The sequence below is a fragment of the Vulcanisaeta distributa DSM 14429 genome (assembly GCF_000148385.1).
In the GTDB taxonomy this organism is placed as follows: Archaea; Thermoproteota; Thermoprotei; order Thermoproteales; family Thermocladiaceae; genus Vulcanisaeta; species Vulcanisaeta distributa.
Genome location: NC_014537.1, coordinates 2350248 through 2374137, shown reverse-complemented (window position 1 = coordinate 2374137; position 23890 = coordinate 2350248). Strand labels below are relative to the sequence as shown.

Here is a 23890-nt window from a genome sequence, read left to right as displayed (position 1 = left end):
ACATGGCTTACTTAACTGCACGAGACTTAACCCTCTTCATTCCCACATTAGCAAGGGCGCAGGTAATGCCTACTACGACATCCTCAATAGCCCTGAATGCAGCAAGTGCCGAGTTATAGGGATTGAAATAGCTATGAACCTCACCACTTGGTCCATGCTTCATGGACATGTAGTAATAATGATCACTCGTTAATAAGTACTTCCACGTCTTTTCAAGGCCATGGGACCTCATTAAATTGCCTATGGAAACCACGTGATTAAGTGCAATCCTCTGGAGATCATTTCCCTGCCATGCGCTGCCATCTTTCTCGACGTCAGCCCAGGATATCACCGATGGTATGTCCAAATAATCAATGGGCTCCTCATTTGCCAGTGATGATGGATGCACGAACTCGACATCCGCCCTACGCGCCTCCTTAGGGAGCCATGCGAGGAACTCGAAGATCCCGCTCTCACGCCAGTGATGTTCGCCAAACGTTTCGAAGTCCAAGCCCACCAGTACGAAGTCTCCAGGTGTCGCCCTAACCCAGGCCATGTATTTATCGGCAGTTAATGGCCATTGGTCCCAGGACCTATTACTAAATCTAAAGCCTATATCGTCGGACAACCTGTAATGCCTAAGTAATAGCTTTATCCTCGAATTAGGTGCGCCATAGAGATAAGTTGGGCTTCTCCAACCAAGTACCCAATCAACCCCTTCCGTGAGGACCACCGAAGCGCCGGCCTTCTCCATCAGGATGCCCCAATCATTCCTATAAAGGAATTCCGTATTCTCAAAGACAATGGGCGTCTGACCAAATAATGACTTATTCATCTCCACATGATCCCTCAACTCCTCAAGAAATAAATCCCCACTAACGAATGACGCCAGAGAATGATGATAAGGCTCAGTAACCAACTCAATAACATCCCTCTTCACCAACTCCTTCAACAGGTCAATAACCTCAGGTCTCCACATCAATAGCTGATCAATTAACGAGCCAGATATTGATATGGCTGCTCTAAAACCATCATTGCCCAAATCCTTCATCAACTCGAGGGTTGGAATGTACGATCTATCCGCAACCCTATTCAATATTTCCCTATTCACCTCGTCATTAAAAATTATTGAGGTTATCGTCGACTCATTAACCTCATCACCCCTTAAATCACACAACTTATCAAGAACACCATACCTCAACCTCCTTGGTTGATGCATCTCGAGGAATAATATCATTTTCCTAACCATAACCTATCACTCCTCAAACCACTGATAGGCACTAACCAACCTCCTTATGTCCTGCTCAACCCTAGACTTAGCATTACTTAAGAATTTCAATAACTCATCGATGTAATTATCACTTAGCTTTCTCCTTTCTTTCACGGTATTTAAAACCCTTGAGATGACATCAAGGTTGATGAATAAATCCACGATTGATTTGCCGTAAATGGAGTCCTTAACCTCACCGCAGGTCATTATGAATTCCTCAGATGACTTTAACCTATCACCGTTCATAAGCCTTAATGTAATTCTTATGGACCCATCACTGGAACCCAAACTTACGCCTATCCTATTTATACTAAGCTTTAGGCCAATGCCGTTAGTCAATACTTGGTACCAGGTCAATTCCCTATCCATGTTTATGTCCTCATCAATGCTGGTAATGTTGGGGCATTTATTGCCATACTTAATTACGTACTCAGAAACCAATGGGTTCTTCCTATCCTTAACGCTAATAAGTAAATTAACGCTCATCAACTCATTGAATACCTTCCCTACAAGCTCAATCGATGAACTCACAACGAGACATTCACACGGCATTTAATAAAGCTTTTACCTAATGATTGGCCCAACGTCTGGACGACCCTGCCTAAGGCCCATGCCAGCCCACTTCGTCAACTCGCCCCTGAGCATCAGTATGAGGTTTCTAGCGTGCTTCCTAGACCTGTCAACGGCTATATCAAATAATTCCCTCTCATCACGTGCCTCGTCCTCGTGAACCGTCACGTCAATTATCGGCTTATCATACTCAATCTGAAGCATTATGAGGCCCATGGAAGCCACGGCATAGGTTATCTTATCCGTTAGGCTCGGTCCAATCCAACCAAACACCATGACCGCATCAACACCCCTATTAATGAGTTGCTTGGCGGCCCAGGGAGTATTCTTAAAGCCTGGCACTGTTATTCTCTCTATCACTACGGATGGGTCATTATTCCTCAACTCCTCAATTGCGTACCTTGCCATATCAACCCTAGCAAAGGTAGTATCTACAATACCAACCCTCAACGTCATTAATAAGTACCTAAATAACCGCCTTATAACAATTAATACACTCCTAACAGATCAATCACTTATTTCCTGACCCAATGCCCTCAATCTCTAAAAACCTATCAATGCCTATCTTATCCGCTGACTCATCTATGGTACCCACAGTGCAGGTTGAGGAACCATGCCTATAGACAACCTTCTCACCACCACTCGTTATCCTAATCACCAGTGTACCCTCCCTACCACACACTGGGCACTTACCAACAGCCACGCTAACCCACGTCCTACCATGAGAACGCGCCCAATTGGCCACCTGCCTCAAGTAATTCCTAATACCCTCCCTATCCAACGTGCTTGGCGGCGTCAAGGTCCCCGCACCACGTTCCTCCTGCATAATTACTGGTTCCGTAATTAACTGGCCGTAAAGCTCATCGACGATCTTCACGGTTTCATCAGGTAGTACCACCTTATCGCCCAATTTACTGAATGGACACACATCCCTTAATGGGCATATGGCACAACTAATAGTCTTAACGCCAACCTCCTTGTTCCTTAATGAATTAATGACAGCATTGAGCAACTCCTTACCCCACTCGGGCTTTATAGTTATTGATAAACCCTCCTCAATATCACCACTTATGTTCTTAGATAAATAGTGCAATTGAATCTCGGTATTAAGCAGCGCAGCCACCAGCAATGCCTCAACTATGTGAGACCTGACGTTGTCCTTAAGGAGCATGAGCTTTGGCAATACTAATGAATCACCACACCTAAGGAGCCTTGGTAATTCGATAGTCACATCCTCAACCCTAATTACATGCTTCTCCGTGGCACATACTGTCAATACCCTCGGCAAATACTCACTGTAAGCCTCGTCCATTATACTAACGTCCCTCCTCAGCGAGAGCAATGAGCACCTGGCTATCGACGTTACGAAGTGGGTATCCCTAAGCTGCAACCTATTCAGTAGGTAATTTGCCAGGTCTGTTATTTCCTCGAGGCTCATCAACCAACCACCTTAACCCCCGCCTTAGAAACCTCGTGCTTTACGTAGTCGAGATAATTATCAAGCAATTCCTTACCTGGTAGGAACACCTCATGCGGATTCCTAGTTCTCATTATACATATGTTCCTAAATCTACACACCTTGCATGACGTCGTCTTAACCGTTAATGCCCCGATATCACCACCCTCCACGGCCTTTACCCAAAGCTTAAAGGCATAAATAACTGGGTAACCAACCTCCGGTATGATCTCGATAGGCACTATATTGCGCAACACACCATCGCTAAGTACTAGGTAAAGTATGTATGTATTTTTATTACCCGCCGCCGAGTAGAAACCCGCCTGTATCATGTCGTGGAATAACCTGGCCTTCGTAACCCTACCCATTATCGTCTTAAACTCAAGATAGTAATTACCACAGTCAAGGTCCGGCTTACCCCTCATTGTCCAGGCATTGTACGTATACATGACCTCAACACCCTCTATGCATTTGCTACCAAGCCTGTTCTTTATCTCGGCAATGGCTAGGCTGTGTATCATCTTACCCAGTAGGTGCATTGTCACGTCGCCCCAATCAATGCTTGGAGTCTTACCGGTCAGGTAATAACTGGGTATTAGTGCGCATTGCGTGAATAGGCCTACAGGCACGTTGCCGGGGCTTATCTTAACCATTGACTCCTTTATCTCATTGAATATTACCTTGCTCAAGCCAACGTCCTTATTAATCGCCTCAGTAACCTCCTTCACAATGCCGGTTAGGGAATACCCCTCCTTTACCAATTTCGTAACTTCCTCGATTACATTCTTCAATGCTTCAGGTTTTTGACTCATGACAAAACTGTGAAAAGGCGCCTTTAAATTACTAAGCCCACAATAATCTCCTTAGAAGATAAAACCAATTAAACCATCAGGTTAACCCTCCTCACAAAGTCCTCATACTGACTAAGCAACTCCCTACTCAGTGATGGACGAACCTTACTAAGTGCGTACTCGAAATCCTCCCTAGTTATCCTAACCTTATTATCACCACTCAACACCCTGTCCAAAGCCCTCATCTTGGCCTCCCTAACTAAGGCAGCCAGATCAGCACCACTATAGCCCTCAGTAACTTCGGCGACCCAGTCAATCACGCCCTCCTCAACCTCGGCATTTCTAATGTGTATTTTAATTATCTCACGCCTGGCATCCCTATTCGGTGGTGGTATATAAATTACCTTGTCAAACCTACCAGGCCTAAGCAGCGCTGGGTCAATGAACCAGGGCCTATTCGTAGCTGCTATAACAATGACGTTATTTAAACCCCTCAGGCCATCCATCTCAGTCAGTAGTTGGGCAATGACGTTAGACCAAACACTGCCTGTTGGTGAATCTCTAGGTGGTGCCACCGAGTCTATTTCGTCAATGAATATTATGGCTGGGGCGTTGTCACGGGCCATATTAAATACGTCCTTAACAACGGCAGCAGCCCTCTCAGGGCCTACCCTAGCTAGCTCGGCGCCATTAAGCTCTATGAAGTTTGCCTTAAGCATATTAGCCGTCGCCTTCGCAACTAGGGTCTTACCAACACCCGGAGGGCCAAAGAGGAGTATTCCGTGTATAGGCTCAATACCCAACTTCTCGAGTATATCCCTCCTCTGCATTGTGGCAACCACGTACTTATTAATGACCTCCTTAACCTCCTCAAGATCACCAACATCATTCCAAGTAACCTCTGGAATACCAACCTGGGCCTTACCATAAGTCCTCAACCTACTGTACTGAAGCCTAAAGGCCTCATACTTCTCAAGCAGGTCATAGGTGAGGCTCGGCTTATACCTATTGATTATCTCCTCAAGCTTTCCCTGGGTTATGGGCTTACCCTCCTTCAATGACTCAAGCACGGCCGTCCTAACCACATTCATTATATCCGCGCCCGTGAACCTATCGGTCATCTTAGCAAGCTTCGCATAATCAATTGGCCCCTGAATGGGCTTATCCTTAAGCATTGCCTCAAACATCCTAGCCCTGGTCTCCTCATTGGGCGGTGGCACGTAGATGACCTTGTCAAACCTACCAGGCCTAAGCAATGCCGGGTCTAAAAGGTCGGGCTGATTGGTTGTCCCAATCACTAGGATATTCTCGTTACTCTTGGTTATTCCATCCATCTCACTGAGCAAGATATTCAGTAGCCTAGGTGTGACGTCATCACTCACGTACCTAGTCCTAGCCTTACCAATGGCATCAAACTCATCAATTATTATTACTGATGGCGCATAGTTCCTAGCGACCTTGAAGAGCTCGGTCAGCCTGTTCTCGCTCTCGCCATAGTACTTACTGAGCAATTCACCAAGGTTCATTATTATTGTCGTCCAACCTAACCTGCCCGCTATGGCCCTCGCGAGCATAGTCTTACCAACACCTGGAGGGCCGAATAGAAGGACTCCATGTATCGGCATTAGTCCGTACTTCTGGGATAGTTTAACATCCTTAAGTGGCGTTATGACCGAGGTCTCTATCTCATTCTTAATATCATCGAGCCCAATCACGCTGTCCCACTCATTGGCAAGTGACTTCAGTTCATCCTTATTGAGGATTAATTGGTAACCACGCTCAAGGGCGATCATTGACTGCTTCTCCTCCTGCTCAAACTTAATCTCAACGAGCCTAAAGTGCATTATTAATGGTAGTATGACGAGGCTGATAACTAGGGCAGGTAGTAACCCCTGCATTAGCGTATTAACGTCAATACCCTGATAAAGCCCAAAGTATGGATTCATATAGAATAATAGGTATGTCATCAATGCGTAGGCTATCATCGTACCAACGGCGGGCGCGAGGAATCTAACCACCTTATTGTCATGCGACCTCAACTTACTTGATACGACATATGCAATATAGGCAGCCAACGCCATTATCGGCGGTAACACATAGGTGCTAGCCCAGGTAAAGACCCTACTAATCGCCTGGGATAAACCATAAAGCCCCACATCCATACTACCCAGGGCAGTCATTATCGAACCTGCAGTTAATGACTGCAATGGCGATAGGCTCATGCTTACATAGCCAAACCAGGGAGTAACGGCATTATTAGCGTTAAGCAGTAGTAGCGTTGGTATGTACAGTATTAAGAACGTTATCAATGACTTAAGTGGCGTAACCCTCTTCGTAACTCCAATCGTGAGGCTTGGTGATGTTAGTATTAAGGGTACTGATAGGACGTAGAGTGGGTTCGGCATTATCGAGAATTCCCAGGCAAGCATACCAACGCCAACACCCAGCCAATCAAAGACCCTGATTAGAATTAGGAGGATTAATATGAGGAGTAGGACGCCGAGGGCTGCGTATTTATAAACATAGAGTAATGCGGGTATTAGGAGTATGGTCATTATTGCAAAGCCAAGCTTAACATGCCCTGAGTAGGCCAGTGCCGTGGTCACCGCAATAATGAGTAGCGCAACTGGGACTGGGTAGAATGGGAAGTCAATCACAAATGCTATTAGGGAGATGGCCAGGTAAAGCGCTGCTGTGAAGAGTCTAGACATTAACTGCAACGTCCTATTACTGACCACGTTAATGAGGGATAAAAAGCCCTTTAAAAAGAATCGGCTAATTCAGGAATCGCTAGTTAAGGTTAATTACTTCGACTCAGCCTTCTCCTCGGCTTTCTCCGGTACGTTTAACGTGACTTTAACGGTACCATCACTATACTTAGTTACCTTCACCTCAATCCTCCTCGGAGGCTTCTCAATACCCCTAGACCAAACATACTCATTAACACTATTATCAATCTTAACCTTCTCGGGGTCAACCTTCATGTGCCTAGCAACGAACTTCCTAATCAACCTTACGGCGTATGGAGACCTCTTTGTCCTTGAAACCTCCCTAGTCCTCCTAAGGTTAATTACGTAAACCCTCTCAACCTCAACCTTGGCGCTCTCGCTCATCACGCACGATTAAACTGTGGACTTAATAAGCATTATTTTTCCCTTAAACCGCCAATAAGCTCGAGTAGCCCAGCCCTAACGTAATCCTCATTACCAAAGCCAAGGGTAGCCAGCAACTCATACAGTGACTTAACGGCTGAGGAAATAACCAATGGTGTCTTAGCATCACCCGCAGACTTAACGGCGTAATGCACGTCCTTAGCGGCCAGGGCCAGCGTGAATGACGGCGGTGATTTAGGCCTGAGCATTCTATCGAGGTATTTCTCAGCCACGTCCCTAAACACGGTCTTAGTTAACAGCGCCTTTAGTGTATCATCATCGACGCCGTACGTCCTGCCAAGCACTACGTACTCACCGAGTAGCGCCATCGTGCCTATTAGGAACGCGTTATAGGCTAGTTTGAGCGCCATCGCCGACTCAACCGTTGGCAACCTAATCACGGTACCCAACTTATCAAATACCTCCCTAACCCTTTGGTACGTGGCTTCGGGCCCACCGACTAGGTATATCGCAGTGCCATTCTCAACATCCCCTGGACCACCAACCACAGGCGCTGCGAGTAATCCCTTGCCCATACTCGTGAACCTAATGTTAAATGCGGTAACGGCACCAACACTGTAGGTACCTGATAGCACAATCACATCACCGCCAACGCCCTTAACGGCGTTCAACGCCTCATCATCAGAGACGAATATAAAGGTAACTCCCCTAGCCTGTGAAATGTCGTCAATTGCCTTGGCAGGTAAGTTCTTTAACTTATCCCTAGTTCTATTCCAGGCATAAACATCAAAGCCCTGACTAGCCAACCTCCTAACTAATGCACTACCCATCCTGCCAGTTCCAATGACTGTTACCTCCATCAACTTGAGGTACCGTGGAGTAATTAAAGGATTATGGTTAATTGATTAATGAATTACGCATTACCTTGTTGAGTATTTACATTGATCTTCATGAGCGAGAAAACATCATCCTCCCTAATAATACTTACCCCAGTCCTCGATGGGAATATCTCCACTTGAATAACCTTATCCGGATTCTCAAGCTTAACCTTATTACTTATCCTAGACGCTATTGAATCAATCACATCCCTCCTATCCAGGTCAACACCCCTCTTCCTAACCTCAACCTTATAGGTCTCGTTAGGGCCCAAATACCTACTCGCCAACTCAACCGCAGCCTTACTAATCTCCTCAATGTCAGTCTTCACAGTCCTCATTATAGGCACGACCTTAAGTACGAAGCGAGGTACATAACGGCCACTACTAACGAGCTCCCTCAACCTCCTAGTGAATTCCACAGGGTCTCCGTCAACGTAACCCGTTATTAACCCGTCAAATCCAGTGAATGATGTCTGGGCAATCCTCATACCGACCAGGTCGCCTATGTATTTAAGCTCATCGGCGCACCTACCTTCTAACCTCCTTCCTGTGGACACGACTAAATTGAAATCCACATTAAACCCCACTATTCATTACCTTAACCATTTATAAACCACACCTACCTCACGAAAAGTGCTAGGGATTGGGGCGGGTTGGTTATGGGCATGGCAATATAGGTGAGGATAATGAATAATGGGTTAAGCAGGTAGGTAATGCTTTTTAAGAATTCTTTTAAGTCATCAATGATCGAGCATGAACAAACTAGTCATGGAAGAGGAGGAGTGGGAAGGTGAGGAGGAGGAAGAGTGGGAGGAATTTGAGGAGGAGTGGGAGGAGGAATTGTAAGCTTAATAATGATTTTCCTTAAAAATAGAAAATAACCCTTTCTTTAACACATTAATTACCTCGTTATTCCCCGCATCATTACTTATTTTCAATTCTTAAATACATGCCAACAACTAGATCTCGGCATACTTTAACTGCTCAAGTACGTAATTCCTAATCTCCTGATCGCTGGGTATTGACTCGACGGCTCTCCCATTATCAACAAACTTCCTGAGTAAAGGCACGGGCTTAGAGCCGTCTGGGCATGGCGCCGGTTCCACGCCCCACGGAACCACCTGGTCATCTAAAGTACCCCTGCACCTATAGACCTGCTTAAAGCCAGGTAGCTTGCCGCGCTTCGTTATCGGCACCCAACGCCCACTCTTCTCGTCATAAGCCTCCACAATGTCCATACTGATGTCAACACTAGGTGGGAAGGCTATCGATGTACCAACGCCAAACATGTCGGCAACATCCCTGAGCCTAACCACATCATCCTCATCAACACCACCACTAATGAGAATCTTCACATTCCTATAACCGGCCAGGTCCAGGGTCCACCTAACCTCACGGGCAATGGCCTCCATATTGCCACGCCTACTGCTTGGTGTATCTAACCTAACGCCGTATAGCCTATCCCCAAGTAATTTGGCGGCCATCATAGATTCCTCGCGCTCATCAAAGAACGTATCCACGAGCACAATCCTCGGCACGTCACTGGGCATTACCTTATCAAACCAGGCCCAGGCGAGCGTGTGGTCACCACTCGCGTGCCTAAACACGATCATTAATGCATGGGGCATTGTACCACTTGGCCTAATGCCTATTAACCTAGCCCCTATCACACCTGCGACACCGTCACAACCACCTATGTAGGATGCCCTATCAACCATTGGCTGTATTGCTGGGTGCACAACCCTGGCGCCGAAGAATATGCATGACTTATTACCAGCCAACTTCTTAATCCTAGCAGCCTTACTGGCCACTGAACTATAATGCCTAAGTATCCCCAGGAATGTTGTTTCATAGACGGCGAAGTCCACGTAATTACCCTCAACAACCATTATAGGCTCATTAGCCTTGAACAACGTGCCCTCAGGCATTGCGTATATGGTTATTGGCAACTCCTTAGTCACTGCGATATTGACGACCTCCTTTAAACCGGCAAACACAGCCCACTTGTAATTCCTCGGTAGGTTAACCACGTGAAACTCAGCCCTAACCTTAACCTTATCAAGGCCCGCCGCCTTAAGAACCTCAACGATCCTCATGAAGTAAATGTCCGTGGCCTCACCATTAATTATCTCCTCATCCCTCGCGGTATAGAATAACCTATCCATTAACTCCCTGAACCCCGCCGGAATTATAAATTATTAACTGCAAGAATTGCCGCAATCACGTGAACTCACTAATGTACCTACTAATTAACGCAGTCATAAAGTCATCAATGGACTTAAACAGCCCATCGTAAGCCTTATGACAACCAACACCGATCACTAAATCCTCAATGGAATCCCTAAGTACATCAACCACCTTACTCACTAACTCACGCACGCAGTCATTCACGCCCATTATGATGATTGATAATTGAGCATTACCAACAGGATTCATAATGCTTAACCCCCTCTTTAACTGTGTTGTGCCGACCATGTAGGTTAATGCCCCAAGACCAGGATCCCTAAACCTCGAAAAGCCCCTTAGGGAATCCCTGAGGCTTAGGTATGCGGGATATATCATGTGCCATGGACTTAACACCTTATTGGCTGGCACGATCGTTATCAACGAATTGGGGCATTCACTCACCATCGATTTAATCCTACTTACTATCTCATCGTTAATGGGTCTCGTTAGTATTACCGTGGCAACCCAAATCCTCAATTCACCAATATCACTACTCAACCTAATTAAGTAACTCATTACCGCTAACCACCGTGGATGTAGGCCAATATTAAAACTTCATCGCCGTCCCTAACTGGTGTATCGAGCCCCTTGAGCAATCTTATGTCAACATCATTAACGGCTACATAGATATCAGGCGCCAACTCACCTCTCGATGAGTCAAAAACCCTCTTAAATAACTTCTCATTTACTGACCTAAGCCCATTAATGACCTCCCTCACCGTAGTAACGCCATTAAGCTCTATGTATTCCTTACCTAGGGATAATGCCCTCAAAACACCAACCAACTTAACCTTAACAACCACAGCCGCATCTCAGAACAGGGTTTTTAAGGTCTCCTAAATAATTGAAATTAAAATGCGTTGCATAACATTGCTTCTTAAGGATGTTGGCGCCCTGGAGGTGTGTATTTATGGTGATAAGATTCGGGAGGTTAAGGTTAGGGTTGGGGTTGATGGAATTCGGGAAAGCACCGTAGGCCATGTTAGCGAGGTATTACTCAAGTACATAATGGGGTTGGTGGAGCCACGGGAGATAATTAAGTACTTAGAACTGAGCCCAGGCCTCCTTGGATTGGCTCAGGTGGCCATGCTCTCAATACCAAGGGGTAGAGTCGCCACCTACGCCCAATTAGCCAAGTTACTGAATACCAGCCCCAGGGCCGTTGGTAAACTAGCCAGCGCCAATAGGCTTCCCGTGATCGTCCCATGCCATAGAGTTATTAAGAGCGATGGTTCATTGGGCGGCTACTCGGCAGGTGATGTTAATGTTAAATTCAAGTTATTGGAGATGGAGGGCGTTAAGGTAGTTAATGGTAAGGTGCCTAGGCAATACATAGTTGATGATGCGACACTAACAAAGAACTTCAGGGAACTCCTTAATTACGCATCAAGTAATATGCTCATTTAATGACGGAGATCTCGACCTCATCGCCCTCCTCAACACCAAACCTCTGCGCAAAACTGCCCCTATTTATTGATAGTTCGAGGAAGCCCTCACTATTAATGAGCGCCAATGCCTCACCCTCATTGGCATAACCATAACTCCTTAGGAACCTAACCCTCAGGTCAACATTCCTCCTCGGTATCACAACGCGCAGCTCATCTCCATACTCAAGACCAAGAATCTTAAGCTCACCCTCCCTAATGCCCGTGTACGCATTACCGAAGTGATCAATGTAAACAATGGCTGAATTAGCAAAGCCCCTGGAAACCCTACTCGTAATGCCCTGAAGCCTGACGGGGTCCGTAACCCTAGGCCCCAGTAGTGATATGTCAAGTCCAAGGCTTAAATACGCGGCTACGGGAGCGAACACGTCGCGACCGTGGAACGTACTCGATACCACAGGTCTCATGAACTCCCTATTCTCGATTGCCCTGATCTCGACTATACCGTCATCCTCCGCAGCCATCATTAACACGCCATTGTCAGGCCCGACGAAGTAGTAATTCCTCGTTTTAACGGCTATGGCCCTCCTTAACGTACCAACCCCCGGATCAACAACAACCACATGAATCGTGCCCCTGGGGAAGTACTTATATGAAGCCCACAGCGTGAAGGCCGCCTTATACACATTGAATTGAGGTATTGCGTGGGTTATGTCGATTATTACGGCATTGGGGTTTAGGCTGAGTATTACGCCCTTCATTGATGGTACGAAGTAGGATTCATAGCCGAAATCCGTGAGTAACGTTATTATGGACCTCATTAATGTGTATGTACTATTCATTAATTTAAGCATTATAATGTCATAGGAAGTAATCCATGGTTAACTGGCTATGACTAGGCAGTGGTCTAGCCATGATATTTAACTCATTCCTCAGGTACTTCGCGAACTTTGCGGCATTTCCATAAACAGTATACACGAACTCAGCCCCGCTACTAAGTACGAAGTCCACTAGCCCTGGGAAGTCCGCATGACTACTAAGTGGTATCGCATCCACGCCAAGCTGCTTTAATCGGGCGACCCTTGACTGCTTAGCATACATACCACTTAATGCGGTAATCCTAACACTCCCATACTTACTCCTTAGGATCTTAATGAATTGCGTAATATCCCTAGGAACACCCGTGATAAGTACGGAACCAGCAGGCGGTAGGCCACTAGCCACGGCACCATGTCTCAGGCCCAGGGCATTGTTAATCACCTTAATACTGGGCTCCACATAGATTGGGTAATCCTTAAGCAATGCCGTGAGTTCTTGGCCACGACCAAGCGGTTGACCCATGAATACTGTAATGCCATCCCTAATGCCATCCTCAGCGATAGCCATTAACTCATTATAAATCTCATGCCTACTTGGAAATACGTAGTCTGGGTCACCATACGTTGCCTCCATTATCAACACATCAACATTAAGCCCCTTGGCGCCATCAAGCAGTATTGATGATTCCACATTAAAGTCCCCCGTAACACCAACCCTCAGATCACCAAAGTCAAGTACGTAGGATAGACTACCAACAACATGACCGGCGTTAAAGGATTCAATCAATACATCATTAATAATGAGCCTAGACCCTGGACTAACCGCGATATGCCTAAGATAATCACCATCACGCGCCCTAATTATGGCGACGGTCTCACCACTCATTATTATGGGTGAGACGTTACGAAGAGCCCTTGGGTTTACGTGATCCCTATGCCCATGGGTTATTAATACGGCGCTGAAGGGCCTGCTGGGCTTCCTTAATGGGTCGATTATGAAACGGTTATTTTCATATTCAATCACAATTCCATCATCATAATATGCCCTAAACCTACTCATTACTAAGGGGTAATGTGGGAACTAATATAATAGGTTGTTGCCTATGGTAATTTAAGAATTGGAAACTCTTTCTACAGGTGAGTAATAATGTTAATTTTCTTAAAATTGGCAATAAATTAGGTGCTGAAATTATGGAGAACTAAGGATGCTGCTCAGGGAATAAGTCAGGAATTAGTAATGCTCGTGTATTTAATTATATCATTAATTGCCCTGGCAAATTACGGTTGATACTTCACAAACATAAAGGCAATACCTTTATAACCTAAAGAAGTAGTATTTACATTGTATGGTCGAGGGAATAAAGAAGAAGATACTTGATTACCTCACGAGCAACAAGGGTAAGGAATTCACCGCTGAGGAGATCGCCAAGGCAGTTGGTGAGGAGAGGATTAACGTGGTTAAGGCTCAGCTCACGAGACTGATAAAGGATGGTAAGGTAGTAAAGACTGATGGGAAGTATAAGGCTGCGTAATGCAGTGCGTTGCGTTTAACTCCCTTCCTTAAAATTATCATGCCTTTTCCTTAACATTAACCCCATCCTGAATGTGATGAATCATTGTTAACCTCAATGGAGTTATTTTATTATTCGGTTTAGGATTTAATTCATGGATAGGATAGTTCCTGTGCCATTAATGCCCTTACTAAGTCCCTAATGCTCACCATACCGACTGCCCTACCCTCCTCAACAACCGGTAAATGCCTTATGTTGTTCTCAATCATCTTCATTGCAGCTGAAATCACAGATTCAGAGGTGTTCGCAGTTATTAGTTTCCTGCTCATAACCTTCATTAATGGCGTGTCAAGACTAATACCCTCAGCCACAATCCTGACCAAGTCCCTCTCGGTAAATATTCCAACGGGCTTCTCATCCTCATCAATTACGAGGACACTACCAACATTATGCATGTACATTTTCGCGACAGCACAGGTTATTGGGTCGGTGGATCTGCAGGATATGACACCGTCCCTAATCAATTCCTTGATCCTCATGCTAGGTCTACTGAGTATAACTGGGTGTAATGGGTTAATAAGTATTTCTCTGAATACCCATACTAAGTAGGTATTACCTATTCACAGATTACTCAAGAAAGCCTATTATTGGGTTTGGAGACGAAATACGCGTGAAGATACTTAAAGTGGACCTTAATGCGAATTCCTGGAGGGTTGAGGATGTAGCTGCGCAAGGACCAGTGACGCTGGGCGTTAGGATACATAATGAGGCAAGGACCTGGAGCCTGGACCCACTTGACCCAAGCGTGCCGTTTGTAATTGGTATGGGCCCATTCGTTGGCGGTAGAATGCCGGGCTTCCACAGATTAATAGCGGTATTTAAGAGCCCAATGACGAGGACACTTCACGTGGCTGCCCTGGGCGGCGCAGCGTATAAGTTCATGGGGGCGGGCATAGACGCGGTGGTGATAACGGGCAGGGCGAGAAGACCGACGGTGATCTTCCTGTCGAGTGATGGTGTTGAATTGAAGACTATCGACCCAGTCTTTGATTACAGTAATTACCACGGCGCCTACGCCTTCACGAAGTACCTACTAGACACATATAGGGACTTCTTCGTTAAGTATAATGCCAGGGCCGTGGTTGTGGGGCCTGCCGCACTGAGCACGTATAATGGCGCGTTGGTGTCTATCGATGTTAACCCGGTGAAGGGTGAGTTTAGGCCTGGCGCTGAGGACTTCGCCGCCAGGGGTGGTCCTGGCACAGCCCTTGCCATGGGCCACAACGTGGTTGGTATCGTGGCTGGCGGTACGTATAAGGCGAGGTACGCCAGGGTCAATGACATGGAGTTCATTAATAAGGTAATGATTGAGTCCTTCAAGAAGCCCTTTAGGCAGGTTATGGATGAGAAGACCATTAAGTATAGGTTTGACCCGAGCATGGGTACTGGAGGTACCTTCGGCGTTAACTACCCGCATTACCGCGAGTTGCTGCCGCTCTTTGGCTATAAATCCATATACCTGCCCAGGGAGGTGAGGATTCAACACGTGGAGGCAATACTGAGGCTTTTCTGGAAGCCCTTTAATGACGAGGTCTTTGTTAAGAGTAAGAGCTGGTATAACTGTGGTGACTTCGGTTGCTCAGTTGTTTGTAAGAAGGTTTGGCGCGGTAAGAAGGTGGATTATGAGCCGTTCCACGCCATGGGCCCATTCATCGGTAATTACGTATTTGAGGAGGCTGTGCCACTCGTTGATTTAATTGATCAGTACGGCCTTGACGCAATCGAGATGGGGCATGTGGTTGCCTGGGTCTTTGATTCAATTGAACATGGATTGCTGAGGCCTGAGGAGGCTGGACTTAGTGATAAGCCCGTGTTTGATCCAATGAGGTTTAACCCAGAGGTTGACTCAGGGAGGAATGCGAGGCTGGCTAGGGAGGTTATTAAGGGCTTCGTTGAGAAGTCCAGTGAGGTGCTTAGGATAATTGCTGAGAATGGGATTAGGGTCGCCGCGAGGAAGCTTGATGAGATGTTTCATGACAGGGTCTTAAGGGTTGGTAAGTCCTTTAAGGACTTGGTGGTTTACGTAGTCTATGGGAATGATGGCTACATGACGCCAAACCTATACTGGGCCCCCGGCATGGTTGCCCCAATGTACGTACTCGGCAGGTACTGGACAAATTACACACCAACATTCATGGGTCCCGAGGACTTCGCAAAGTCATCGCTTAGTAGGGCCATTGCCGAGGCATTAATTGATGATGCAGGGCTTTGTAGATTCCATAGGGGGTGGGCCGAGCCCGTCCTTGATAAGCTATACCTTGAGGTAACGGGTATGCCGCCCAATAAGGACATCTATAGGGAGATCGTTGAGTACTCCAGGAAGGCTAACGCAGAGCCCAAACCGTGGGAGGGTGAGAGGGCTAGGGACGTGGTCTCAACAATGGCTAGGGAGGTTGGTTCTAGGGAGTGGAGGTTTGAGGATTACGAGGACTACATTAATTGGTGGAGGAGGTTTAAGGAAACGCTTGACGCGGGCCTTGGACTAACCCACTAATTTATTGCTTAATGAGGCCGAGTGAAATTAATGAACTTCTAATGAATTCCTTAGTCCTCTCGTCTGGGTCCTCGTAGGGAGGCCTCGGCTTACCAATGTCCATACCAACAAGGGACATTGCATATCTATAACCACCACTCAAGCCACCGGCCTTAAGCACCCCCCTAACCCTCACTATGAATTCCTGCAGTCTCCTAGCCTCTGCGTAATTACCATTCCTCAACTCATTGACGATCCTAACAATTAACTCAGGGAATGGATTTATCACTAGGGACACGATGCCCACGCCCCCGGCAAGCATGATGTCATAGATCAAACCATCACTGCCAGCCATAACCCTCAACTCGGGGTGTGCCGATAGTATTGTGTGTAGGCCAATCATGTCGTGGGAGCTATCCTTAAGATACTTAATGTTTGAGCACTTATCGAGGATCTTAATGACCATTGACGGGCTCAGTGGATTTCCAACGGCAGGCTCGTTGTAAAGCATGACGTCGCCACTGAACTCCCTGGACAACGTACACACGTAGTCCAGGATACCCCTCTCACCGAATTGCTGTGGGTATGGTTGCGGTATTGTCAGGACATCAACACCAACCTTACTAACCTCCCTAACGACCTCAACAGCCCTCTTAATACTCATTTCAGAGACGAGGAATGACACGGGAACCTTATCACGCACGTAATCAACAACCATCCTCAGAAAACCAAGCCTCTCCTCGGTGGTGAAGGCGAATGCCTCGGCGCCAAACCCACCAACGTAGAAACCCTCAACACCGCGCCTTAGCAGGAAATCAAGCATTGCACCAACCCTACCCTCATCAACATCACCACTGGCATTAAGCGGTATGAAGACCTCAGCCACGGCACCCCCAAACCTCATATATCGATAATGCGCCGAGAACCATTATAAGGATTACCACAAAGCAAAGACTTTAAATCTGCATGAAGACAATCAAGGTGGCCCCGTAGCTCAGCATGGACAGAGCGGCGGCCTGCGGAGCCGTAGGACCCGGGTTCAAATCCCGGCGGGGCCGCCACGCATTGTTTATGTCTGTGTTAGTCGTTTATTGCTAGCCTAATGGTTTAGTGGCGTCATTACGGTGGACTGTTTTTAGTGGGGTGGGGTAATTGATGAGTTATTGCTTGGTCCGTCCTTAGTACGTATTGGGTGTGCATTATGGTGAATTTCAATTGCCCTTTATAATTAGCCTTGTCTGTGATGTGTTGAGCCCTGTCGTTAGTAGTAATGTCCCAATCAGCCCTAGTGTGGGTGGTAGCACTATGAATAGGATGCTGAGTAGTTGTATGGGAATCTCTATTCTTACGGGTATGCTTGATTCAAGGTTGATGATTATTAAGCGCATTGGTGGCATTGATAATATTGCCATTAGTATTAATTCGACCGCACCTATTAATAGGAGTATCGTGCCTGCCTTAATCATGGGTCTTCCCAAATCATTACCTAATCTAATTAATGTTGTTGAGATTAATAACGTGGCTGGGAAGGCCATTATTAAACTCGATATCATTGAGGCCACCGATAGATCTGCCAGTACTGGGTTGGGTATGGGCCCCAAGAAGGAGAGTTCCTTGGTTACGAATAAAGTGACGGATAGGTAATAGGCAATTGGTGATGTAGTGGCTAGTGCCCAGGTAATTACAAGGAATACAACGCCCAACCTACCGTGGCCATACCTCCCATTGATATTGGCTAGTTTGAAGTAGCCTGGTGCTTGGTAGCATGATGATGCCACACCAATGGCGCCGGCCAGCATTGGTGCGAATAAGGTATTTGGGTGATTCAGGATGTAGAGTGGGTTGGGCATGAATGAGTATGCGGCCAGCCAGGCAATGATTATTAGGATGGCCACGGAGGCTCCTGCATAGCCAACCCTAAGTCTCTTAATGTATTCATGAGGTTGGCCTATGTTATCGCGTGAACTATGCATTGAGTAATTTCGTATTATCCACCTAATAAGAGTTATTGTGGGTGCGCGGTATTGCTCCTCATCACTTTCATGACCTCCCAGCCTTTCATGGGCTTCGTGCCTATTATTAACTCCCTGATTTCGTCATTACAAGCGAGTAGTGCCTTTATCGTCGCCTCCTGCCTTGTCCTCACCACATATATGGTTGCGCCACCCTGGGCCACCCTATCCACCACCACCTCATTATTACCCAGTATGATCAATTCGTTATCAACGCAATCAGCCTCGACTATCGCGGCATACGTGGTTTTCATAAACTCCTCATATAATTGACTAATGAGTACAGCACCAATGTGAGTACATATTTCCCTGCTTGAGCTCCAGGCTGTCATTTGGCAGTCGCAGACGTACTTACCGTTAATGAACCTAACAATGTATTGGGGAAGTCTATCACCCATTGATGGCTCACCCCTCACAACCCACGCATTACTACCCAATGTCCTAACGTCATTGCTTAGGAACCTCCTGAGTGACCTCCTTACCCAGGACCTTGACTTACCCGGGTACCTACTCCTCAACTCCTTAATCACCGCCCTAACGACTTGCCTATCTATTCCATGCGCATTACCTAACTCAACTAATCAAGTTAATGACCTTATCGGTTAGTTTTACCGAGTCTCCCGCTCACCACTGCCTTCACCCTGATTATTGCGTCCTTAATGCCTGAGGCGTCTATTTCATAGCCCTTAATCCTCCACATGTCCAATGCCCTATTGATTAATTCCTCGGCATACTCAACCTTGTCCCTGAGCCTCGCAAGCGCGGCGCCCCTCGCCCTACCAGCACTCATGAGCATCCTCATGATGACCGCCATGGCTGAACCATGGACCTCCCTCAACGCCTCCATAACGAACTCCCTATTTAACGGCCTGACAAAGTATATGACGTCCCTATACTCATAACGTGACAAAACACCCGATAGGCTGCCTAGCATTGATATGTCAGGTATTAGGTACGTGGAGTTGTCGATTCTTGGGCACAGCATTAGGGTGGCGGTCTCCTTTATGAGGGAGTAAATGTGGGTTTCATAACCAGGTATGTCGAAGGACCACAGGACCAGGTCCTCCTCGTTATTCGTAACAACGAAGTATTGTAGGTCCCTCCTAACCTTTAGGGTGAGAGTCTCATGGACATCCCTCACGTCATCAACGTCCTTATACATACCCTCAAAACTCCTTGAGGACTTTCCACGTGTGTAACCGGTGACTATGTACATCAGGGCTAAGTGGTTTGAGGGGTTTATAAGCTTTACTCTAATAAAAAATAGAAACATTGCTGAAAGTATTGGTGAGGTCTCTATTTATTAATGCTGTGTCAAAGTCTGGACTGGAAGAGTGGAGGTAAGATTATTCTTACCTCCACTCTGCCTATCCAAGCCTCGGCATTCTCACGATAGTCAGGGATTTAAGGTGGGCATTTAGTGTCCTTATGTATGACCGTGCTTGATATTGGCTTTGGTAATGCGGTTTGGGTTAGGGCTAGGGTTAGGATTTATGAGAGTAGTAGGAGGGTTGGTGATAGGGAGTATAAGGTCATTAATGCCTACATACCGTTGCCGACCACCGTTAGGTACTTCGGCTTTAGGAATGGGGCTCCGGTGAGGATTTGGTTGTTTAAGGATAATAGGTACATGGTCTATGAGGGTAACATTAGGAGGATACATAAGTCGCAGTATGGAGCGAGCCTACCAACGACGGTGATAGAGGGCCTGGGCCTTAGTAATAAGGATGAGGTTGAGGCGTTAATATACCTGGAGTTGAGTGAGAGGGAGGGTGGTGAGGAGATTAAGGAATTGAGTGAGGGCGAGCAGGGTGTTGAGTAATTGAATGTTTTGGACCGGGAGAGTGGAGGTAAGATTATTCTTACCTCCACTCTGCCTGCCCAACCATCAATCCTTAAATAATTCCGCGTTCCACGGCATCCTGGGTATTAAAGCCATGTAGACGGCTTCCGTATTAAGCACAACCCTGTCTATGAACCTCCTAGTCAACGCACCGATTAAACCGTATTTCCTGCCTACGTTGGGTTCACCGTAATACCTACTTACGACCTCGTTCAATTCAACTCCCTGTAACACCTCTTTCATGAATCTTCTGGGTACCATGAAACCAGGGCTCATACCGAGGGTTACCTTACCATCTTTATCAATTACTGTGGCTATGGTCACGTCAACACCCTCATTAAAACCCTCAATCTTTATAATTCCAGCCTCAATACCAACGCCGAACTCAGCATTGGAGACCACGTTTATCGCATACCTAGCCCTCTTAATTGCACCATTTATGATCTCGCTGAGGCCTATCGGCTCTGGAGATAAGTCATTGGGTGGTTCAGTGGAGATTACCCTAACCCTAAAGCCAGCTAACCTAAACGCAAGCTCCGTGCCCCTGACCTTATTCGGGTTCTTCGAACCAACGGCTACGGTTATCACGACGAATAAAATAAATCTAGGGGTTATAAGGTTCTAACTCGTGATGATGCTTAGTCGCCTACCGAGGGATGAAGAGTGACTCCAATGCTGATAATTACCTTCATAGGCAGGATCATTCAGGGGTAATCATGTTCCTAACCTCACCGCAGTGAGGCGCTGTACTATTCTATGAATACCGTGGTGCCCGTATACTTACTACCCCTGAGCAACTCCAGCCTCCTTGCTAATTTAACCGCCGCCTCCACAGCCCTCCTGGCATACTCCTCAGCCCTCTCCAAAGCCTGCACCCTATTTGCCCCAGGCCCAATTATACCCATACCAACGGGCTTCCTATGCTCCACAGACAGGTCCATCAACTTCCTAGCCGCCTGATGAGCCACAACCTCATCATGCTTAGTCTCACCCTGAATAACAGCGCCTATTGCCGCCACAGCATCAACATCATCCCTCCTAAGCAGTTCATCAACTATTACGGGCATGTCGTATGTACCCGGCACCTTAGCCACGTAGGTAACCTCAGCACCAAGAAACCTGGCGTGCTCAAGGGCCTTCTGAAGCATTAGGTATGTTACGTCGTAATTAAACTCCGCAACCACAATCGCAAGCCTAACCCTATCCGCCATACACCATGGCTGAGGCAAATCTAAATTAAAGCTTAATCCCGACACTTAACCCTATCACTAATTCTCCTTAGTATTGGGTCGACGATCACATACTCATTATTAACCTTCATTACGAACCCATTATCCACGAGCTTCCTAAGAAGTTTCGTAACCTCACTATCACTTATCGGCCTACCCTCCCTCAACTCGAGATACCTCTTAACTTCAGACCAGGTGGCGCCATGCTTGAGGGCATTTATTATAAGCACATACCTCCTTGAACCCATGGCCCTGACAAAGTTACAAAATTCCTCCTCAACTATCCCCGAGGCAACACCCACAGCTTTATCGAGAGCCCCAGGCCCTGGATTACTGATGTACGTGAGGCCAAATAACGATAACCAACCAACAATGCCATCAAGCTCATCCACAGCCTTATTAATGATGTCCTCACTAATTGTAATACCCGCTTTACTGAACCCACGTCTCAAGAAATCCAGTGACTGCTCACGCGTGAAGGGTTTTAGTTCTATCAGTTCCATGTACCTACCATACAATGGCGAATTGGGGTCATTGAGCCTTAAATAATTATAGAGCATGCCAATCTTCGACCCAGCAAATATGAAGGATAAATTCCTCAGGTTGTCGTACGCGTAGGCAAATATTGGCAATAGGTTAAACCCCCTCATCTTACTCAATTCCTGCACCTCATCAATTATCATGACTAGGTGTTTTCCCTCCGATGACGCCCAATCATTGAGGGCATCGAAGATTGATGGGATTGACACATCCCTAGTGGACTCACTGAACTCGATGGTAAAACCCATTATTGACAAGCCCCTAACCCTACTTAGGAAATCAATTAATCTCCGGCTGAGCGGTAATAATTGACTTAGGGATTTAGCAAGCTCATTTAGGAAGTCCCTTATTGTTATGTAATTCATACCCTCAAACCTTCTCGCATCAATGTATATCCTGGTCATGTCCTTCGTGGCAGCCTTAATAAGTGATGTCTTACCAACACGCCTAAAGCCAACCACCAGGGTGACCGCCCTATTTAATGCCGAAAATCTCAATTGCCTAACCTCAGCCTCCCTATCATACAACTCACTCGGGTCCTCGGCTGGTCTATCGAGAAACGCCATACCTATGTAGTAACTACATACCTATGAAGTTATAAACCCTACCACCGTTAATAAGCATTTTAAAGGCCCAACATGCATTAATTTTTAGTGATTAATTTCTCAAGACTATGGATTTGGAAGTACATCAGAGACAAACTGCCCTGGTACTACGAGGTAGCCATTAATAGGAAGCCGGCTAAGTACCTCATAGCGGCTAGAATACCCGTTAATGAGAAACTGACTGAGTTAAGCGAAAGCGAGTTGTGGAGAGAGTTCGATAGGACCTTAAACGACTTCCTCGAGTTATGGCGCAGGGTCAGGAACAATGAGGTGGATATTAAGGGCATGCCTAAGGCATCACCATCACTACTAGACCTAATTGCCGAGATCACGAAAAGAATGATTAAGCATTGTGAATTCTGTGAGTGGCGTTGTAGGGTTGATAGGACGAGCGGCAGGAGGCTTGGCGTATGCATGCTTGATTCCACGAGTCGAGTATCCACGTACTTTCACCACCTTGGTGAGGAATTACCACTGCGCGGCGTGATGGGTTCCGGGACCATATTCTTCACATCCTGCAATCTCCGATGCGCCTTCTGCCAAAACGCTGACATAAGCAGGGATAGGTTTAATGGAGTCGTTATGAACCCAAGACAAATAGCCTCGACCGCAATCATCCTCAGGCTTGAGGGAGTCCACAACATTAACTGGGTCGGTGGTGAACCCACACCACACCTTCACAACGTTGCGGAGGCTATAAGGTTGATCGCACGTGATGGCATTAAGGTCCTTGATGAGTTGAGTGATGAGGAGTACGATGCCGTACTTTCTGTTAAGGCAGACTTCATACCCTACAACTTCTCCAGGAACTGGGCGTTTTACGGGAATGACCTAAACGTGCCAATGCTATGGAATAGCAATTTCTACATGACGGTAAATGCCACAAAATTACTCAGGGTATTGATGGATATCTGGCTGGGCTTATTGCTCCAGCGAGCAAAACTTACTAATTGATTAGACGAAATTAATAAAAATAATAGAATCTCTTACCTATTCTCTTTGGCTATTACATCGCTGCGCCTAGGCTTAGGAGAACATTATTCATCGTTTTTGGTTACCTTGATAGACTTACTAATTGCTTTGCCAGAGCAAGCATCATCTCTTAATACTTACGTTGTTAAGCTAAGGTAT

At 46.4% G+C, this 23890-nt stretch carries 27 protein-coding genes and 1 tRNA gene; 6 read left to right on the top strand and 22 right to left on the bottom strand.

The window, feature by feature from the left end:
• Positions 1–7: 7 nt before the first annotated feature.
• The 12 genes from VDIS_RS12520 to VDIS_RS12465 form a co-directional block, all read right to left on the bottom strand.
• Positions 8–1228 (bottom strand): glycoside hydrolase family 57 protein, encoded by a 1221-nt coding sequence (locus VDIS_RS12520; RefSeq protein WP_013337633.1) that lies wholly within the window; start codon positions 1226–1228, stop codon positions 8–10.
• A gap of 6 nt (positions 1229–1234) precedes the next feature.
• Positions 1235–1780, bottom strand: coding sequence for a hypothetical protein (locus VDIS_RS12515; RefSeq protein ID WP_013337632.1), 546 nt, complete (start codon positions 1778–1780; stop codon positions 1235–1237).
• A 33-nt stretch (positions 1781–1813) separates the two neighbouring features.
• On the bottom strand, positions 1814–2275 hold the full coding sequence (ribC, locus tag VDIS_RS12510) for a riboflavin synthase (RefSeq protein WP_013337631.1): 462 nt from the start codon (positions 2273–2275) through the stop codon (positions 1814–1816).
• Positions 2276–2330: 55 nt separating this feature from the next.
• The gene (locus tag VDIS_RS12505; RefSeq protein WP_013337630.1) at positions 2331–3257 is read right to left on the bottom strand and encodes a hypothetical protein; all 927 of its coding nucleotides are present in this window, start codon (positions 3255–3257) and stop codon (positions 2331–2333) included.
• Entirely contained in the window at positions 3257–4087 is an 831-nt protein-coding gene (locus VDIS_RS12500; RefSeq protein ID WP_013337629.1) for a PD-(D/E)XK nuclease family protein, read from the bottom strand. The genes VDIS_RS12505 and VDIS_RS12500 overlap by 1 nt, the downstream gene beginning before the upstream one ends.
• 68 nt (positions 4088–4155) lie before the next feature.
• On the bottom strand, positions 4156–6804 hold the full coding sequence (locus tag VDIS_RS12495; RefSeq protein WP_013337628.1) for an AAA family ATPase: 2649 nt from the start codon (positions 6802–6804) through the stop codon (positions 4156–4158).
• A gap of 66 nt (positions 6805–6870) precedes the next feature.
• Positions 6871–7179, bottom strand: a complete 309-nt coding sequence (locus VDIS_RS12490) for a 50S ribosomal protein L31e (protein WP_013337627.1) — start codon at positions 7177–7179, stop codon at positions 6871–6873.
• A 32-nt stretch (positions 7180–7211) separates the two neighbouring features.
• A complete protein-coding gene (locus tag VDIS_RS12485; protein ID WP_013337626.1) occupies positions 7212–8039 on the bottom strand; it encodes an NAD(P)-dependent oxidoreductase in 828 nt (275 codons plus the stop codon).
• A gap of 53 nt (positions 8040–8092) precedes the next feature.
• Positions 8093–8644 (bottom strand): THUMP domain-containing protein, encoded by a 552-nt coding sequence (locus tag VDIS_RS12480; RefSeq protein WP_013337625.1) that lies wholly within the window; start codon positions 8642–8644, stop codon positions 8093–8095.
• A gap of 372 nt (positions 8645–9016) precedes the next feature.
• Positions 9017–10222, bottom strand: a complete 1206-nt coding sequence (locus VDIS_RS12475; protein ID WP_013337623.1) for a nicotinate phosphoribosyltransferase — start codon at positions 10220–10222, stop codon at positions 9017–9019.
• 55 nt (positions 10223–10277) lie between these two features.
• A complete protein-coding gene (locus VDIS_RS12470) occupies positions 10278–10799 on the bottom strand; it encodes a hypothetical protein (RefSeq protein WP_013337622.1) in 522 nt (173 codons plus the stop codon).
• 5 nt (positions 10800–10804) lie between these two features.
• Positions 10805–11086, bottom strand: coding sequence for a MoaD/ThiS family protein (locus VDIS_RS12465; protein ID WP_013337621.1), 282 nt, complete (start codon positions 11084–11086; stop codon positions 10805–10807).
• A 52-nt stretch (positions 11087–11138) separates the two neighbouring features.
• Between VDIS_RS12465 and VDIS_RS12460 the strand changes: the two genes are divergently transcribed.
• The gene (locus VDIS_RS12460; RefSeq protein WP_013337620.1) at positions 11139–11690 is read left to right on the top strand and encodes a methylated-DNA--[protein]-cysteine S-methyltransferase; all 552 of its coding nucleotides are present in this window, start codon (positions 11139–11141) and stop codon (positions 11688–11690) included.
• Here the strand turns inward: VDIS_RS12460 and VDIS_RS12455 are convergent.
• Complete coding sequence (locus tag VDIS_RS12455; protein ID WP_013337619.1) at positions 11683–12489, bottom strand: SAM hydrolase/SAM-dependent halogenase family protein; 807 nt, start codon at positions 12487–12489, stop codon at positions 11683–11685. The two genes, VDIS_RS12460 and VDIS_RS12455, sit on opposite strands and share 8 nt — an antisense overlap.
• Positions 12490–12529: 40 nt before the next feature.
• Positions 12530–13546 carry an MBL fold metallo-hydrolase gene (locus tag VDIS_RS12450; RefSeq protein WP_013337618.1) on the bottom strand — a complete coding sequence of 339 codons (1017 nt, stop codon included), beginning with the start codon at positions 13544–13546 and terminating at the stop codon, positions 12530–12532.
• A 286-nt stretch (positions 13547–13832) separates the two neighbouring features.
• Here VDIS_RS12450 and VDIS_RS12445 point away from each other — a divergent pair, with 286 nt between their 5' ends.
• Positions 13833–14018: a hypothetical protein gene (locus tag VDIS_RS12445; protein ID WP_013337617.1), complete on the top strand. Its 186-nt coding sequence runs from the start codon at positions 13833–13835 to the stop codon at positions 14016–14018.
• A 131-nt stretch (positions 14019–14149) separates the two neighbouring features.
• On the opposite strand, the gene VDIS_RS12440 is transcribed toward VDIS_RS12445, so the two are convergent.
• Positions 14150–14536 (bottom strand): CBS domain-containing protein, encoded by a 387-nt coding sequence (locus VDIS_RS12440; RefSeq protein WP_013337616.1) that lies wholly within the window; start codon positions 14534–14536, stop codon positions 14150–14152.
• Positions 14537–14667: 131 nt separating this feature from the next.
• On the opposite strand from VDIS_RS12440, the gene VDIS_RS12435 reads away from it, so the two are divergent.
• Positions 14668–16551: an aldehyde ferredoxin oxidoreductase N-terminal domain-containing protein gene (locus VDIS_RS12435; RefSeq protein WP_013337615.1), complete on the top strand. Its 1884-nt coding sequence runs from the start codon at positions 14668–14670 to the stop codon at positions 16549–16551.
• Between the two features lies 1 nt (position 16552).
• On the opposite strand, the gene VDIS_RS12430 is transcribed toward VDIS_RS12435, so the two are convergent.
• Positions 16553–17434 carry a dihydrodipicolinate synthase family protein gene (locus VDIS_RS12430; RefSeq protein ID WP_013337614.1) on the bottom strand — a complete coding sequence of 294 codons (882 nt, stop codon included), beginning with the start codon at positions 17432–17434 and terminating at the stop codon, positions 16553–16555.
• A 79-nt stretch (positions 17435–17513) separates the two neighbouring features.
• Between VDIS_RS12430 and VDIS_RS12425 the strand changes: the two genes are divergently transcribed.
• Positions 17514–17591: transfer RNA gene (locus VDIS_RS12425), tRNA-Arg, on the top strand.
• A 150-nt stretch (positions 17592–17741) separates the two neighbouring features.
• On the opposite strand, the gene VDIS_RS12420 is transcribed toward VDIS_RS12425, so the two are convergent.
• The 3 genes from VDIS_RS12420 to VDIS_RS12410 form a co-directional block, all read right to left on the bottom strand.
• Positions 17742–18503 carry a hypothetical protein gene (locus tag VDIS_RS12420; protein ID WP_013337613.1) on the bottom strand — a complete coding sequence of 254 codons (762 nt, stop codon included), beginning with the start codon at positions 18501–18503 and terminating at the stop codon, positions 17742–17744.
• Between the two features lie 32 nt (positions 18504–18535).
• Positions 18536–19060: a hypothetical protein gene (locus tag VDIS_RS12415; RefSeq protein WP_245522526.1), complete on the bottom strand. Its 525-nt coding sequence runs from the start codon at positions 19058–19060 to the stop codon at positions 18536–18538.
• A 77-nt stretch (positions 19061–19137) separates the two neighbouring features.
• Positions 19138–19758: a hypothetical protein gene (locus VDIS_RS12410; protein WP_013337611.1), complete on the bottom strand. Its 621-nt coding sequence runs from the start codon at positions 19756–19758 to the stop codon at positions 19138–19140.
• Positions 19759–19962: 204 nt separating this feature from the next.
• On the opposite strand from VDIS_RS12410, the gene VDIS_RS12405 reads away from it, so the two are divergent.
• Positions 19963–20364, top strand: a complete 402-nt coding sequence (locus tag VDIS_RS12405) for a hypothetical protein (RefSeq protein WP_245522525.1) — start codon at positions 19963–19965, stop codon at positions 20362–20364.
• Between the two features lie 66 nt (positions 20365–20430).
• Here VDIS_RS12405 and yjjX read toward each other — a convergent pair whose 3' ends face one another.
• From yjjX to VDIS_RS12390, 3 genes are all read right to left on the bottom strand, one after another.
• The gene (yjjX, locus tag VDIS_RS12400; RefSeq protein ID WP_013337609.1) at positions 20431–20973 is read right to left on the bottom strand and encodes an inosine/xanthosine triphosphatase; all 543 of its coding nucleotides are present in this window, start codon (positions 20971–20973) and stop codon (positions 20431–20433) included.
• A gap of 161 nt (positions 20974–21134) precedes the next feature.
• Entirely contained in the window at positions 21135–21596 is a 462-nt protein-coding gene (gene ribH, locus VDIS_RS12395) for a 6,7-dimethyl-8-ribityllumazine synthase (RefSeq protein ID WP_013337608.1), read from the bottom strand.
• Positions 21597–21628: 32 nt separating this feature from the next.
• Positions 21629–22720: an AAA family ATPase gene (locus VDIS_RS12390; protein WP_013337607.1), complete on the bottom strand. Its 1092-nt coding sequence runs from the start codon at positions 22718–22720 to the stop codon at positions 21629–21631.
• A gap of 87 nt (positions 22721–22807) precedes the next feature.
• Here VDIS_RS12390 and VDIS_RS12385 point away from each other — a divergent pair, with 87 nt between their 5' ends.
• Positions 22808–23713, top strand: coding sequence for a radical SAM protein (locus VDIS_RS12385; protein WP_245522524.1), 906 nt, complete (start codon positions 22808–22810; stop codon positions 23711–23713).
• The last annotated feature ends 177 nt before the right edge of the window (positions 23714–23890 follow it).

Excerpts from the sequence above, each read along its gene's own strand:
- VDIS_RS12520 (WP_013337633.1), bottom strand. The coding sequence starts at position 1,228 with ATGGTTAGGAAAATGATATTATTCCTCGAGATGCATCAACCAAGGAGG.
- ribC (WP_013337631.1), bottom strand. The coding sequence starts at position 2,275 with ATGACGTTGAGGGTTGGTATTGTAGATACTACCTTTGCTAGGGTTGAT.
- VDIS_RS12505 (WP_013337630.1), bottom strand. The coding sequence starts at position 3,257 with ATGAGCCTCGAGGAAATAACAGACCTGGCAAATTACCTACTGAATAGG.
- VDIS_RS12500 (WP_013337629.1), bottom strand. The coding sequence starts at position 4,087 with ATGAGTCAAAAACCTGAAGCATTGAAGAATGTAATCGAGGAAGTTACG.
- VDIS_RS12490 (WP_013337627.1), bottom strand. The coding sequence starts at position 7,179 with ATGAGCGAGAGCGCCAAGGTTGAGGTTGAGAGGGTTTACGTAATTAAC.
- VDIS_RS12485 (WP_013337626.1), bottom strand. The coding sequence starts at position 8,039 with ATGGAGGTAACAGTCATTGGAACTGGCAGGATGGGTAGTGCATTAGTT.
- VDIS_RS12475 (WP_013337623.1), bottom strand. The coding sequence starts at position 10,222 with ATGGATAGGTTATTCTATACCGCGAGGGATGAGGAGATAATTAATGGT.
- VDIS_RS12470 (WP_013337622.1), bottom strand. The coding sequence starts at position 10,799 with ATGAGTTACTTAATTAGGTTGAGTAGTGATATTGGTGAATTGAGGATT.
- VDIS_RS12460 (WP_013337620.1), top strand. The coding sequence starts at position 11,139 with ATGCGTTGCATAACATTGCTTCTTAAGGATGTTGGCGCCCTGGAGGTG.
- VDIS_RS12455 (WP_013337619.1), bottom strand. The coding sequence starts at position 12,489 with ATGAGGTCCATAATAACGTTACTCACGGATTTCGGCTATGAATCCTAC.
- VDIS_RS12450 (WP_013337618.1), bottom strand. The coding sequence starts at position 13,546 with ATGAGTAGGTTTAGGGCATATTATGATGATGGAATTGTGATTGAATAT.
- VDIS_RS12445 (WP_013337617.1), top strand. The coding sequence starts at position 13,833 with ATGGTCGAGGGAATAAAGAAGAAGATACTTGATTACCTCACGAGCAAC.
- VDIS_RS12440 (WP_013337616.1), bottom strand. The coding sequence starts at position 14,536 with ATGAGGATCAAGGAATTGATTAGGGACGGTGTCATATCCTGCAGATCC.
- VDIS_RS12430 (WP_013337614.1), bottom strand. The coding sequence starts at position 17,434 with ATGAGGTTTGGGGGTGCCGTGGCTGAGGTCTTCATACCGCTTAATGCC.
- VDIS_RS12420 (WP_013337613.1), bottom strand. The coding sequence starts at position 18,503 with ATGCATAGTTCACGCGATAACATAGGCCAACCTCATGAATACATTAAG.
- VDIS_RS12410 (WP_013337611.1), bottom strand. The coding sequence starts at position 19,758 with ATGTACATAGTCACCGGTTACACACGTGGAAAGTCCTCAAGGAGTTTT.
- ribH (WP_013337608.1), bottom strand. The coding sequence starts at position 21,596 with ATGGCGGATAGGGTTAGGCTTGCGATTGTGGTTGCGGAGTTTAATTAC.
- VDIS_RS12390 (WP_013337607.1), bottom strand. The coding sequence starts at position 22,720 with ATGGCGTTTCTCGATAGACCAGCCGAGGACCCGAGTGAGTTGTATGAT.